The organism is Sphingomonas sp. OV641 (assembly GCF_900109205.1).
Lineage (GTDB): Bacteria > Pseudomonadota > Alphaproteobacteria > Sphingomonadales > Sphingomonadaceae > Sphingomonas.
The window spans coordinates 492,796-506,680 of sequence record NZ_FNZB01000001.1 but is presented as its reverse complement, the minus strand read 5'-3'; the positions used below and the strand labels follow the sequence as shown (position 1 = coordinate 506,680).

Annotated in this window: 9 protein-coding genes; 1 reads left to right on the top strand and 8 read right to left on the bottom strand. The window is 66.8% G+C overall.

The genetic code is table 11. From position 1 onward, the window contains the following. Nucleotides 1–43 precede the first annotated feature (43 nt). The 7 genes from dacB to BMX36_RS02230 all read right to left on the bottom strand — a co-directional run bounded on the left by dacB (nt 44) and on the right by BMX36_RS02230 (nt 9,640). The gene (gene dacB / locus BMX36_RS02260) at nt 44–1,492 is read right to left on the bottom strand and encodes a D-alanyl-D-alanine carboxypeptidase/D-alanyl-D-alanine endopeptidase (RefSeq protein WP_256210622.1); all 1,449 of its coding nucleotides are present in this window, start codon (nt 1,490–1,492) and stop codon (nt 44–46) included. Then, nucleotides 1,489–2,373, bottom strand: a complete 885-nt coding sequence (locus tag BMX36_RS02255; RefSeq protein WP_093063543.1) for a LysR family transcriptional regulator — start codon at nt 2,371–2,373, stop codon at nt 1,489–1,491. Before BMX36_RS02255 ends, dacB begins: the two co-directional genes overlap by 4 nt. 25 nt (nt 2,374–2,398) lie before the next feature. After that, nucleotides 2,399–3,649: a dicarboxylate/amino acid:cation symporter gene (locus tag BMX36_RS02250; protein ID WP_093063542.1), complete on the bottom strand. Its 1,251-nt coding sequence runs from the start codon at nt 3,647–3,649 to the stop codon at nt 2,399–2,401. Next, nucleotides 3,646–4,638 carry an N-acetyl-D-Glu racemase DgcA gene (gene dgcA, locus BMX36_RS02245; RefSeq protein WP_093063541.1) on the bottom strand — a complete coding sequence of 331 codons (993 nt, stop codon included), beginning with the start codon at nt 4,636–4,638 and terminating at the stop codon, nt 3,646–3,648. Before dgcA ends, BMX36_RS02250 begins: the two co-directional genes overlap by 4 nt. After that, complete coding sequence (dgcN, locus tag BMX36_RS02240) at nt 4,622–5,641, bottom strand: N-acetyltransferase DgcN (protein ID WP_093063540.1); 1,020 nt, start codon at nt 5,639–5,641, stop codon at nt 4,622–4,624. The genes dgcA and dgcN overlap by 17 nt, the downstream gene beginning before the upstream one ends. 70 nt (nt 5,642–5,711) lie before the next feature. After that, a complete protein-coding gene (locus tag BMX36_RS02235; RefSeq protein ID WP_093065147.1) occupies nt 5,712–7,307 on the bottom strand; it encodes an N-acyl-D-amino-acid deacylase family protein in 1,596 nt (531 codons plus the stop codon). Continuing rightward, the gene (locus BMX36_RS02230; protein ID WP_093063539.1) at nt 7,307–9,640 is read right to left on the bottom strand and encodes a penicillin acylase family protein; all 2,334 of its coding nucleotides are present in this window, start codon (nt 9,638–9,640) and stop codon (nt 7,307–7,309) included. Before BMX36_RS02230 ends, BMX36_RS02235 begins: the two co-directional genes overlap by 1 nt. 272 nt (nt 9,641–9,912) lie before the next feature. Between BMX36_RS02230 and BMX36_RS02225 the strand changes: the two genes are divergently transcribed. Then, a complete protein-coding gene (locus tag BMX36_RS02225; RefSeq protein WP_256210621.1) occupies nt 9,913–12,942 on the top strand; it encodes a TonB-dependent receptor plug domain-containing protein in 3,030 nt (1,009 codons plus the stop codon). Nucleotides 12,943–13,070: 128 nt separating this feature from the next. On the opposite strand, the gene BMX36_RS02220 is transcribed toward BMX36_RS02225, so the two are convergent. Then, a complete protein-coding gene (locus BMX36_RS02220; protein WP_093063537.1) occupies nt 13,071–13,766 on the bottom strand; it encodes a CatB-related O-acetyltransferase in 696 nt (231 codons plus the stop codon). Nucleotides 13,767–13,885 lie beyond the last annotated feature (119 nt).

Genomic DNA, 13,885 nt, shown 5'->3' with positions numbered 1-13,885 from the left:
ACGTGCGTCGCCCGACCCAACTCGGAGCGACGCTGGATGAAAGTCAGTTCGCCGCAGCCACCGCCACCAGAGCGGCATCGATCGCCGCCGTCGCGCTCACGTCACCCGGCATGTCGTTCGCATAGGCCGCGAAGGTAAAGGTACGGCCGCTCGCGGTGGTGAGATATCCGGCCAGCGCATTGGATGCGTTCAGCGTCCCGGTCTTGGCGAACAGCCGCCCTTCCAGCGGCGTATTCTTGAACCGGTTCGCCAGTGTCCCGTCCTTGCCCGCGATCGGCAGCGTCCCGCGCCATGCCGCGCCCCACGGCTGCTCCGCGCCCCACCGCAACAGCGCGACGCTGGCTCGCGGGGTCACGCGATTGTAGTTCGACATGCCGGACCCATCGCCAAAGTCATATTGCCAGCGCGCAATGCCCGCGCGTGACAGCACGTCATCCATGGCGGCATGGCCATCGGCCACCGACCCGCTTCCCGTCACCGCGCCCACCCGCCGCAGCAGCAATTCGGTATGCAGGTTCTGGCTGACCTTGTTGGTATGGACGAGATCCTGGGCGAGCGGCGGCGGGGTCAGCCGTGCCAGCGCCGGAACAGCCGGCGGCCGCGCGGCCGGCGCGTTCCCGCGCACTTTGGGATCATCCGCCGGCATGATCGGGCGGTGGCGAACACCTATCTTGCCGGTTACGCGCACGCCCGCGGCACGCAACATCTCGGCGAAGCGCCAGGCCGCACGATGCGCTGGATCGTCCACGCCCAGCCGCACCGGATAGGGTTCGGCATCGGCCGGGATAGTCCCGGTCAGTCGCACCAGATCGCTGCCCGGCTCGCGCATATATCCGATCGCGCGCTTGCCGCCCGCCGGGACGGTCACCACGCGATTGTCGACCTGATAATATCCATTTCCCGACACGTCCGGCGCCGCCCCGGCGCGACCGGGACGGAGCGTCAGGGCCACTTCATTGTCATCCAACGTCAGCGCAGAAACCGCCGTACCGTAGCGGCCGACCATGTTGTTCCAGCTCATGCCCGCCGGCCAGCGCTCGTCCGGGAACAGCGTGTCGTCACCGACCACGTCGCCCACCGTCCGTGCCTCCCGCGCGACGGCCTCGGCCAGGGCGGCAAGGCAGTCACTGGTGCAATCCGCCGCGCTCGACAGCCGCGCGTCCCCGGCGCCGACCAGCACCACGTCGCGAACGGTCCCGCGCTGTTCCAGCCGCACGCTCGTCCCGCCGGCCGTATCGGGTCCGGCAGTCTCCAGCATGGCGAACGCCGTTGCGGTCGTGAACAGCTTCGTGTTCGATGCCGGCACGAAGCGGTCGTCCGGCCGGATCGCCACCACCTCGCGCCCGCTTTCGTCCACCACCAACAGGCCGATCCGCGTGCCCGTTGCGGCTCCCGCCAGTGCTTCGCTTACGGCGGGTGGCACGGCCGGCGCGGGGGAGGCAGATACATCCGCTCCGGCGGCGGCCAGCAACGGCAGCAGGATCAGCATCATTCGGTATCGATCTCCTCTCGAAGGACCGCCAGAAACTCGCTCGCCAGCGCCGATGGCGGCCGGTCCAGCAGATGAATGGCGTGCACGTCGAACGTCAGCGAAGGCTTCAGCGGCCGCATGGCTAGCCCTGGGGAAAGCCACGCCTCCGCCGTGAAACTGTCCACCACCGTGATGCCCACCCCTGCGCGCACCAGCGCGGCGGCGATGTAGAAGGTCCGCGCGACCACCGCCTCGTCCACCGCGATGCCCAGCCGATCCAGCTCATCCGTCAACAGCGTGCCGATCGGCCCGCTGCCCGCCAGCGAGATGAAGCGACGATTGCTGAGCTCCGACAACTCCACCCGCGCCGGAGCGTCCGGCATTTCCGCCTCGCGATACAGGACGACGAGTTCCCCCTCGCCGAGCCAGGTGTTGCTCAGCGCGGCGCCGTGCGGCGGTTCGCTGGCGATGGCGATGTCCGTCTCGCGTTCGTAGAGCTTGCGGAGCAGATCGTCGTGGTGAACGGTCTGAAGATCGAAGTGAACGTCGGGATGACGCTCGAGAAAGCGCGACACCGCCGCAGGCAGGGCACCCAGGGCCAGGCTCGGCAAGGCGGAAATACGCAGCCGCCCGCCCCCGCCTGTCCGCATGTTGCGCCCGGCCTCGCGCAGCGCGCGCACCCGCTCCTGGATCTCCGCCACGTCGGCGAACAGATTGTGCGCGTCCTCCGTCGGCACCAGCCGTCCGCCGATGCGCTGGAACAGATCGAACCCCAGCAAGGTCTCGGCATGGCGAAGGGTTTTCGACACCGACGGCTGCGACACGTTGAGCGCGCGGGCCGCGGCGGACACGGAGCCGTTGACGTAAACGGCGTGGAAGATTTCGATATGGCGCAGGTTCACGGCCGTTTTCCTAGCGCCCTGATCCTCACTCGGCCACCCGCCCGCGGAACCGCGCCTCGTCCAGCGCCCCTTCTGCGTGCGCCACCAGCGTCGCCACGGTCAGGTTGGCGGAGGCGGATGGCACGGTCCGTGTCATGTCGAGCAGGCGATCGAACGGCAACACCAGCCCGACCACCAGCGCCGTCTGCTCGGGCGCGACCCCGACCGCGGAAAGCATCGCCGCCAGCATGAAGAGCGACGCGGAAGGCACGGGCGCGGTGCCGAACGCCGCCAGTGCGCCGGTCGCCAGCATCACGATCAGCATCTGCGCATCGGGGATGATGCCGAGCGCCTGCAGCGCGAACTGGCCGAGCAGCCCGACATACATCGCTGTGCCATCCTTGCCGATCGCCGCTCCGAGCGGCAGCACGGTGGAGGCAACCGGACGCGCCACGCCAAGATTGTCCTGCGCCACCCGCAGCGCCACCGGCAGCGTGGCGGACGAGGATGCGGTGGAAAAGGCGATCGCCAGCGCGTCCACGATGCCGCGAAAGAAGCGGACGACCGGCAAGCGCGCGATCAGCGTGATCAGCCCGGCATGCACCACCAGCATCTGCGCCAGTGAGGCGACAATCACGCAGAGCGCCAGCCATCCGACGTTGACGAACACCGCCGCCCCGTTTGCGGCCACCGCATTGGCGATGAGGGCGAACACACCGAATGGCGTCACCTCCATCACGATCCGCACGATGTGCAGCAACACCGCCGCAAGCCCTTGGAGCAGCGCCACGACTGGCTTGCCAGCCTCGCCCGCCAGCACGCTGCCGATGCCCAGCAGAATGGCGGTGAAGATGATCGCCAGCATGTCGCCTTTGGCCAGCGCCTCGATGATGTTGGCCGGCACGATCGAAAGCAGCTGGTCGCTCGGAGACACGGCCGCGCCCAGCACGTGCGGCGCCACCCCGGCTAGGGCGATGCCTTCGCCCGGCCGCACCAGCAATCCCACGCCCATGCCCAGCGACACCGCGATCAGCGTCGTCAGGGCGAACAGCCCGATGGTACGCCCGCCGATCGGGCCGAGCCGGCGCGGATCGCCCAGCCCGGCGATCCCTGCAGCGATGGTAATCAGCACCACCGGCACAACCAGCATCTTGATCAGCCGGACGAACAAGTCGCCAACGATCTTCACCGCCGGCGCGGCTTCGGGCGACAGCGCGCCGAGAAGCGCGCCGAGCACCAGCCCGGCTACCACCCGCTTCCACAAAGTTATCGCGAACCATCCACGCAGGATGGTCACGCCGGCGTTCCCCAGAAGCCCGGTGATGGCGGCTGCATCCAGCCAGCCTCGTCCCGCACCCCGCCCGCGCGATCAGCGGCCAGCCACAGCGGGCCATCCAGATCAACGAACGACGCCTGCTCCGCCACCAGCATCGCCGGCGCGATGCCAAGCGAGGAAGACACCATGCACCCCACCATCAAACCAAATCCCATCCCCAGCGCCGCGTCGGCCAGCGCCAGGGCTTCGGTCAGACCACCGGTCTTGTCGAGCTTGATGTTGACGTAATCATATCGGCCGCGCAGCCGCGGCAGGTCCGCTCGCGTATGCAGCGCCTCGTCGGCACAGATCGGGATACGGCTGCCCAGCCCCTCAAGGCCCGCGTCATCGTCGGCGGGCACCGGCTGCTCCAGCAGATCCACGCGATACTGCACCAGCAAGTCCTGCCAGCGCGCGACATCCTCAACACGCCAGCTTTCGTTCGGGTCGACGATCAGCCGGGGTTTGGGGGCGACCGCGCGAACGGCGGCAAGCTGCGCCTCCGCCTCTTCCCGGTTCACCTTGACCTTCAGCAGCGGCACCGACGCGTGACGCGCGGCCACCTGCGCCATTGCGTCTGGCGTGTCGATGCCGATCGTGATCGCGGAGGCAAGCGGCTGCGGCGCGGCGCGCATGGCGAGCGCGGCGACACTTGTCCCGGCCAGCTTGGCTTCCAGATCCCACAGCGCGCAATCCACCGCGTTGCGTGCGGCGCCGGCCGGCATCGCTGTCGCCAGTTCCTCGCGCGATGCGCCGCCCTCGATCAGCTCGCGAACGCTTTCGATTGCAGCAAGCGAGCCTTCAACCGTCTCGCCGTAGCGCGGATAGGGAACACCCTCGCCCATGCCGGCGTGATCGCCCTGCCGCACCGTGACAGTCACGACATCGGCAACCGTCTTCACCCCGCGCGAGATGCGGAACGGAGTATGCAGCGGAAAGCCGTCGTGGCGGGCGTCAAGCGTGCGAAGCATTGCCGTCCAGCAGATGATCGATGATCGGATCGGCACCGAAACGGAACGGATCGGTGCAGGGCAAGCCATGTTCGTCAGCGGTCGCCGCCAGCAGGCGCCGCGCCTCCGCTTCCTCCAGTTTCGCGGTGTTGAGCGCGATGCCGACAAAGCGCACCGAAGCACTGGTCAGCCGTGCGACGCGCAGGTTTGCCTCGATGCACTCGGCGAGATCGACCAGCGGATAATGCGGCAGGCCACGCATATGCGGGCGGGTCGGGTCATGGCACATCACCAGTGCCTGCGCCTGCGCACCATGAAGCAGCCCGGTGGAAACGCCCGCGAAGGCCGGATGGAACAGCGAGCCCTGTCCCTCGATCAGGTCCCAGCCGTCATCTTCGCGTGCTGGCGCCAGATCCTCGATTGCGCCGGCGATGAAATCCGCCACCACCGCGTCGAGCGGCACGCCGTCGCCCGCGATCAGGATGCCGGTCTGCCCGGTAGCGCGAAAATCCGCCGTGATCCCGCGGCTGCGCAGCGCATCGCGCAGGCACAAGGTGGTGTACATCTTGCCGACCGAGCAATCGGTGCCGACCGTCAGCAGACGCTTGCCCGCACGCTTTTTGCCATTGCCGACCGGCAGGTCCGGCCGAGGATCGCGCACGTCGAACAGCTGGACACCCGCTGCCTTTGCCGCCGCGACCAGCCGCGGCTCGTCTTTCAGCCGCTGGTGAAGCCCGCAGGCAAGGTTCATCCCGGCCGCGATTGCCGCCAGTGCGTCCTCCATCATCCATTCGGGGAAGCGGCCCCCGGCATTGGCGATGCCCAGCACCAGCGTCTTCGCGCCCGCCGCTGCGCCCGCCGCCGCGTCCATGCGCGGCAGATCGAAGCTGAACGGGCAATCGTCGTGACGCCACTCGCCAACGCAATCCTCGCGTCGGAACGTGGCGAGACCGCGCGAGGTCTTCAGGCCGAATTCGTCGTCCGAATGGCCGAGGTACAGCAGGTATGGAGCCGGAATGGTCATGGTGCAGGACGATAGATGGCGCTTGCGGCACCCTGCCAATCGCGCTCGCATCTGTGCCTATAACGCGAGGCTATTGCTCGCAATTCGCCGGCCGCGAACGCAGCAGCGCGCGGCCCGCAGCCGTTCCGGTGACGGCGCCGTTCTTCAGCGCCAGCCGCCCGTTGACGAACAATGCCGTGACACCCGCGCTTGGCTCGCGCGGACGGACGAAATCGGCGCGCGGCGCATAGCCGGCCGGGTCGAACACCACCACGTCCGCAAAGGCCCCGGCCCTCAGATATCCCCGATCCTTGATCCGATACATGTCGGCCGTCGCACCGGTCGAACGGCGGATGAACTGCGCCATGGTGATCACCGGCCGCTTCAAGACATAGTCCTGATAAAGCTTGGGAAAGGTCGCATATTGCCGGGGATGGCCGTTCGACCCGTCCGATGACGTGACCACCCACGGCTGCTTCATGATCAGATCGACATCGCGCTCTGCCATGTTGAAGCTCGCGACGCCCGCTCCCGCTGGATCGGTGCCCTTTGCGTTCGGGACACGCAGGATGCGGATCGCGGCGTCGATCGGATCAAGCTGCCACGTCGTCGCCATCTGCGCCAGCGTCTTGCCGGTCCACGGCTGCCCTTGCGAGATCAGCAGCAGCGACTCCGCCCCGCCCCTGCGCCGCAAATTCTCGCGCATTTCCGCCTTGATCCGCGCCATGGTCTCGGGCGTATCGAACCGCTTGATCATCGCCTGATAGCCGCCATCCACCGCCCAGCCCGGCACCAGCGATGCATCGACGCTCGAGCCTGAGGCGAGCCAGGGATATTGATCAGCCGTCACCTCCTGCCCGGCGGCGCGCGCTTCCTCGATCGTGCGGATCAGTTCGGGCGCCTTGCCATGCAGGTCGACGCCCAGCGCCTTCAGGTGCGCGAAATGCACCGGCGCCCCGGCTCGCCGGCCGATCTCGATCGCTTCCTTGGTGGAGGCGATCAGGCCGATGTTGTAGTTCGATTCGTCGCGCTGGTGGCTGTCATACATGCCGCCGCGCTTGCCCACCTCAGCCGCCACCGCCGCGACCTCATCCGTTTTGGCGAAGCTCTGCGGCGGATAGAACAGCCCGGCGGAAAGGCCATAGGCGCCCTCGCACATGGCCTTGGCCGCCAGCCGCTTCTCCTCGGCGAGTTCGGGCGGCGTCGGCGCCCGATCCGCCTTGCCCAGCACGCGCTGCCGGATCCCGCCGAAGCCGACGAACGGCGCCACATTGGTGCCGATCCCGCTCGCCTCCAGCTTTCGCGCATCGTTCCCCACATCTGGCGTGCCATAGCCATCGACGCCGATCACGATGGTGGATACACCCTGCGCCAGCCACGGCAGGTTCAGCCGCATCTTCGGATCGTCGGACCGGATGTAGCTGTCCGGATGCGTATGCGCGTCGATGAAGCCAGGCGCGACGATCTGCCCTTTCGCCTCCACGATCTGCCCGGCAGCCGTTCCGCGCGTCGGGCCGACATAGACAATGCGATCTCCGGCGATCTCCACGTCACCGGTAATCGGCGGTGTCTCCGCGCCGGTGTAGATCGTCCCGCCGCGGATCACGACATCCACCTTCGGCTGACCCGCTGCACCGATCGCCAAGAGCGAAGCCAGCGCCAGTCCGGAGCGTGCATTCCCGCCCATCACTGTCCGCCCGCCTTCGGCATCAGCGTGGCGCGTGTCGCCGCCGCCGCATCCACCGCCGCGCGGCTGAACGTCATCGGCTGCATCTCGCCCTTGATCCACGGCGCATATTGATCCCGATAATGCCGCGAGCGTGGATCGTTCGATTGCCCAGGCAAGTTCAGCATCACCGATTTGTCCCAATCCCCCACGTCGATCACCTGCACATAGCTTGCGCCGCCGCCGGTGCGCCAGCCTGGCCCCCCGCCCAGCCACCGCGCCATGACCGTATAGCTGTCGCCGCCCGATCCCTCGCCCTCGATCGCCGGGAAAGCCGCCGCGATTGCGGGAATGCTGGACAGCGGATGCGCGATCCGCACTTGGTGGAGCTTGCCCCAGCGCCACTTTGCCGGATCGGGGCCGAGCAGCCGTTGCGCTTCGCTCCATCCGCTTGCCAGCGCCGCGTCGACCATCGCCGGCCGGCTCGCGGCACGGCGCAGCAGTTCGGATGGCGCGATCTCGTCCACCAGATCGCTCGCCCGCTCAGGGACGATCGCCGCCAGCATCCGCTCGCTCAGGTTCCGCCACACGATCTCGTACAGCGCCGCGGCCCCGCTCTCCTTGTCGAGCCGCGCGTCCCAGCCGGCGAGCAAGCGCACCGCAGCCGCCGCACCTGCGGACGGCTGCTTCGGCAGCAGCGCCAGGAACTGCTTCGCTGGCGTGGAGAGCGTATCGAACTGCAGCGCCACACTGTCCGCCACCGAGTGCCGCGGCTGCGATGCCAGCACGTCGGCCACCCGCTCATATCGATACGGATCGCGGAACGAGAACGCGGGAATGCGATCGCGCGGCCAGCCGGCCGGCAAATTGTTCTGGTTGGCAGAGGCGAACCAGCCCTTTGCCGGATTATACTCGCTCGGCAGCGCACGGAAATCACGATAGCCGGTCCAGTCGTACCGCCCGTCGCCCGGCACCGGCATCAGCCCGTCACCCTTCTTTCGCTGCGGCACGAAGCCGATCACTTGCCAGCCGTGGTTCCCCTCCACATCGGCATAATGGAAGTTGGTGGGCGATGGATGCAGCTTGAACGCTTCCTTTAAGCTGTTCCAGTCGCGCGACAGGTTGATCGCCACCATGGCGAACGAACCCGATCCGCCGGCTTGCATTCCGATCGACCCGATCACCGTTGCCCGACCGCGCGCCGGATCGTGCATCACCACCGGTCCTTGTTCGGCATGCCGCAGGACGACCGTCTCCGCCGGCCCGCCTTTCACCGCGATCCTGTCCTCGAACCGCGCGAACCGCTTCCACCCGCCATTGTGGCGATAGCGTTCCGGGTCGTTCGGATCGAGCTCCAGGACGAACAGATCCTGCTGATCGATGTGAAAGTTGGTGCGCCCGAAGGCGAAGCGATCGGTATGCCCCTGCATGATCCCGGCAAGGCCTGGCGCCCCGCCGCCGATCACGTCCAGCCCCGGTGCGGTCAGATGCGCCACGTGCCGCGGCCCGAAGCCGCCGATGCCAAGGTGCGGGTCGTTGGCCAGGATCGGTCGCCCCGTCGCCGTGCGGCTGCCGGCGACCGTCCAGGCGTTGGACCCCGCCTGAGACCGGTCGAGCTGCTCGTCCGGATCGCGCGTCGGGGTATCGGGACCGAACGGCAGTCGCCCGATCTGCAGCACGCCAAGATCCGTGTCGGACACCTTGGACACGTCAAGCCCGGCCGGCACCTCCAGCTTCCACGCCGGGCGCAGCGGCGCAACTACCGCGTCCAGCTCCAAAAGCCCCAGCGACGCGAGCTTGGCGCGGCGGATCTCGTCATCCGCATTGCCGATCGCGCTGCCGCGCGCGCGGACCAGGTCGCGTATGTCCCAGCGCAGCGGCATCACGCCCAGGATGCGATATTCAAGCGGCAGCAGCGCAGGATCTTTTTCGACCTCGGCGATGCGCGCATTGATGCCGGCGACATAGCCGGCAACGCACGCCCTCACCTCATCCGGCACGCGGGCTAGTTCGGCATTCAGGTTGCCGCGGTAATGGAACAGCCGCGCCACCGCATCGTGCTTGGCGAAATCGGGCCCGAACGCCTCTGCCATCCGGCCCAGCTCGCGCCGGTGCCCCAGGTCGATCTGGAACAGCCGGTCACGCGCGACGACGTAACCCTGTCCGAAGAACGCATCCGCCTTGGTCTGCGCGCGGATGTGCGGCACGCCCCAGCGATCGTCGATGATCTCGATCGGCGCGGACAGCCCCTCAACCTGGACGCTGCCTGATGCGGGAGCGGTCTGGCCGCGGCATGCGACAGACACCAGCGCCGTCGCCGCGGAGCCAAGCAGAAACAGGCGCCGGTCGAGCATTGCGATCCTTTCGTCGTGGGTCCCGCCGCAGGCTAACGCCCTCCCAGGCCGCGCGTCCATGACAAGCGCGTCCCACCTCATAGAAGGCGGTTATGCGGTGCTCGGAATGCTCGCCCCATATGCGCGATCTATGGATCAACAAACAAACGTAAGCTGATCGCCTCTTGACGCCTTTCCGCCCATACCGGCACGTTCCAGAGTAACGGCGATCTGCGACAACAGCATGACGCGGGCAGGTAGGTTCAGTTTCAAGGGCTTTCGGGGGACGGCACATGCGTGATATTTTCTTGTCCAGGGCAATGCTCGGCACGACGGGGCTGATTGCCCTGGCCGCCGGCCTCGCCGCACCAGCAGCGGCACAAACGCAGCCGTCGAGTGTCGCAACGGCGCAGATCGGCGATCCGGCGCCCGGCACCAGCGATGACAGCAGCGGGCCCGACGTGGTCGTCACCGGCACGCGCATCGTGCGTGATGGTTTCCAGGCGCCGACCCCGCTCACCGTTCTGACGCAGGAGGAAATCCAGAATTCCTCGCCGTCGAACAACGTCGCGGATTTCGTGAACCAATTGCCCGCGCTCGCTGGCTCCACGCGTCCGTCCAACTCGCGCCTGAACCTGTCCAGCGGTCAGGCCGGCATCAACGCGCTTAACCTGCGTAACCTTAACGAGACGCGCACGCTGGTGCTCCTCGACGGCCGCCGCTCGGTCGCTTCGACCGTCACTGGCCTTGTCGACGTCAACACGATCCCGCAGGCGCTGATCAAGAGCGTCGAGGTCGTCACTGGCGGCGCATCGTCCGCCTATGGGTCGGATGCGGTGGCCGGCGTGGTCAACTTTGTGCTCGACAAGAAGTATACCGGGCTGAAGGTCGCGATCGACAGCGGCATCACCGGCGAGGGCGACGGCGCCAATTACTCCTTCTCGGTCACCGGCGGCCTCTCCTGGGGCAGCGAGGGTCGCGGCCACCTGCTCCTCAACGCGGAACTGGCGCATCGCGATGGCATCTTCGAGGTCGATCGCGACTGGAACGCCACGGGCTATGTCCGCATCCAGGATCCGAACTGGACGGCGACCAGCACCACGCCGCAATATCTGATCCGCCGCCAGGTCGGCGCGGCGAACTCCACGCCCGGCGGCCTCATCACCGGCTCCACGGGCGTTCGCGCCAACCAGCTGCGCGGCACCTATTTCGGCTACAACGGCTCGATCAACCAATATCAATATGGCGCTCTCACCTTCCCGTCGCCCACCGGATCGGCCGCCCCTTCGCTGACGCAGGGTGGCAGCTGGCAGGTGAACGATTCCGGTCGTCGCATCGGTCTTGATCCGGAGGACGATCGTCGCGGCGTCTTTGCCCGCGCAAGCTATGAGATCGCCGACGATATCGAGATCTTCGCGGAAGGCTCGTACAATTGGCAGCAGGTGTTCTTCAACGCCGGGCCGAACCTCTCGACCGGGATCGGGCTGAACGCCACGGGTTGCACCACCGTGCCTGTGCCGGTGACATGCAACGCCTTCCTCTACAACGCCCTTGGCCCGTCGGCGCTGACCGGCGTCACCGGGGTAACCCTCGCCACGACGGCGGCGGACCTGCCATTCCGCGCGGTCGACAACAAGCGCGAGGTGCAGCGCTATGCGATCGGCGCCGAGGGTACCGCGGAGGTGTTCGGTAAGGACGCAATCTGGAACATCTACGGTCAATACGGCCGCGCCGACCTGCGCGAACAACTGCGCAACATCATGAACATTAATCGGATGAACAACGCCACGGCCGCTGCCTTCGCGCCGGCCGGCAGCAGCTATGCCGCAGGCTCCATCCAGTGCCTGGTCAACGTCGATACCAGTGCGACGAACAATGATCCGAACTGCGTTCCGCTGAACCGCCTCGGCATCGGCGTCGCCAACCCGGCGGCCATCGCCTACGTGCTGGGTGATCCGTACCGCGACGAAGTGGTCGAGCAGTATAACGCTGCCTTCAATCTTTCGGTCACGCCGTTCCGCACCTGGGCCGGCGACGTCAGCATCGCCACCGGTGCCGAATATCGCGAAGAGAAGATTCGCGGCTTCGTGCCGACCCAGTTCCAGCCGATCTCGTCGACCAACTCGGCGGGGCAACCGACCACGACCAACGTCTGGTCGGTCGGCAACTACCTGCCCACCAACGGCAGCTACAATGTGAAGGAGGTTTTCCTCGAAACCGTGGTGCCGCTCGGTTTCGGGCTGGAGTTCAACGGCGCGGTGCGTGCGACCGATTATTCGACTGCCGGCTATGTCACCACGTGGAAGGCGGGCGCCACCTGGCAGCCGATCGACGATATCCGGGTTCGCGTCACTCGCTCGCGTGACATTCGCGCGCCAAACCTCAACGAACTGTATCAGGGCGGCTCCGCGAACAGCGATTCCGTGCGCAACCCTGCCTACACCAGCGATGGCGCCAATGGCCCGGCGACCTTCGGCTATTCCGGCTTTGTGACCGGCAATACCAGCCTGCGAGTCGAGAAATCCGATTCCTGGAATGCCGGCGTCGTGCTGACGCCACGTTTCCTGCCGGGCTTCAACCTGTCGGTCGACTATTTCGACATCGATATCGAGGACGGGATCACCACGTTCAGCGCGCAGAGCATCTTTGACCTGTGCTATGTCGGCAATCAGGATTTCTGCGCCGCCATCTCCGATGATCCGAACCGCTCGACTCCGGGGCAGCCGTACAAGCTGGTTCGTAGCCAGCCGTTCAACGCGGCCAGCCAGACGGTACGCGGCGTTGACATCGACGCGTCGTACCGCGTGCCGCTGGATCGTTTCTTTGCCGACGCTGCGGGCAATTTCACGTTGCGCGGCGTTGCCACTCGCTACATCGACAACATCCTCGATACCGGCGTTCCGGGCGCGGTGATCACCAACTCGGTCGGGGTGAACGGCGGGCAGGCCACCACGCCCAAGTGGATCTATCGCTTCAGCGCCACCTATGACGCTCCGGACTTCTCGATCACCGCTGTCGGTCGTGGAATCAGCTCGGGCAAATATGTCGCGAACGGAGTTGAATGCTCCACCGGTTGCCCGCTCTCGACCACGCAGGCGCCGACCTATGACGACAATCACGTGTCCGGCCTGTTCTATGCCGATCTCAACCTGACGAAGAAGGTGACGTTCGGGGACGCCAACGCCCAGTTCTTCATCAACGTGACCAACCTGTTCGATCGCTGGCCGCTGCTGCTTCCGGAAACAGGCTTGGCCGCGAACAGCACCTATTCGGATCTGCTCGGCCGGCAGTTCCGCATCGGCCTCCGGATGGAGACGCGCTGATCAGCACGTCCGGGGCGGGCGCTACGCGCTCGCCCCACCCGCTGACGCGATCACTCAGACCTCCAACGCGCTCCCGCTCCATTTCGGACCGCGCCGTCCCGCCGCACGCGATAGCGGATTCCTGATCCTCACCGCGCCCGCGAAGCTCGTAGCGCTTCGCATTGTTCCACAAGCGCCACGGCATCTTGCTCGGTGAGCGGCTGGAACAGCAGTGACCGCCACGTCGCTACCGTCTCCAGGTCGAAATCCCACCACCGCGACTGCGCCACCAGTCGAGCGACCGGCTCCGGGAAGCGTGGCCGAAGCAGCCGCGCCGGCACGCCGCCCATGATGGCGAACGGCGGCACGTCGCGCGTGATCACCGCCCCGGCGGCCAGCACCGCGCCATCGCCGATGTGTCGGCATCCGCTCAGGATCGTGACCCGGTCGCCGATCCAGACGTCATTGCCGATCACCAGCGGATTTTCCTCATCGCGCGGGATGGTGTCGCACGGCACGAGATTCAGCTTCGCATTGTAGAAGAAGGGGTGCTGCGTCACCCGCTCGATCGGGTGATCCCGCCGCCGGACGATCAGGTCCTGCCCGACCGAGCACCACCGCCCCACCATTGTACCGCGCGGCAGCACCCCGCGCTGCAGGATCGCGCCATAGGAATAATCCCCCACCGTCACGCCCTCGCGCGTGCGCATCAGCTGCCGCAGCATGGGTGAGCGCATCTCCCCGCCGTCCCACCGCCGCATCAGCCGCAGAAACCAGCCGTGCGAACGCCGCCCGGCATAAAGCTTCTCCAGCATCGTCGATTGCAGCGCTCCGATCATCTCCATCCCCCGATGTTCCGCCCGCCCGGATCATGTTGGTCCATTCCTGCGGCAACCCCTCCCATCGCCGGTGCAACAGGCGGTATCCCTGCTGGTGCAGCATCACGCGGCGAGGGACCATGCCG

Excerpts from the sequence above, each read along its gene's own strand:
- dgcN (WP_093063540.1), bottom strand. The coding sequence starts at position 5,641 with ATGACCATTCCGGCTCCATACCTGCTGTACCTCGGCCATTCGGACGAC.
- dacB (WP_256210622.1), bottom strand. The coding sequence starts at position 1,492 with ATGATGCTGATCCTGCTGCCGTTGCTGGCCGCCGCCGGAGCGGATGTA.
- BMX36_RS02230 (WP_093063539.1), bottom strand. The coding sequence starts at position 9,640 with ATGCTCGACCGGCGCCTGTTTCTGCTTGGCTCCGCGGCGACGGCGCTG.
- BMX36_RS02225 (WP_256210621.1), top strand. The coding sequence starts at position 9,913 with ATGCGTGATATTTTCTTGTCCAGGGCAATGCTCGGCACGACGGGGCTG.
- BMX36_RS02220 (WP_093063537.1), bottom strand. The coding sequence starts at position 13,766 with ATGGAGATGATCGGAGCGCTGCAATCGACGATGCTGGAGAAGCTTTAT.
- BMX36_RS02235 (WP_093065147.1), bottom strand. The coding sequence starts at position 7,307 with ATGGGCGGGAATGCACGCTCCGGACTGGCGCTGGCTTCGCTCTTGGCG.
- dgcA (WP_093063541.1), bottom strand. The coding sequence starts at position 4,638 with ATGCTTCGCACGCTTGACGCCCGCCACGACGGCTTTCCGCTGCATACT.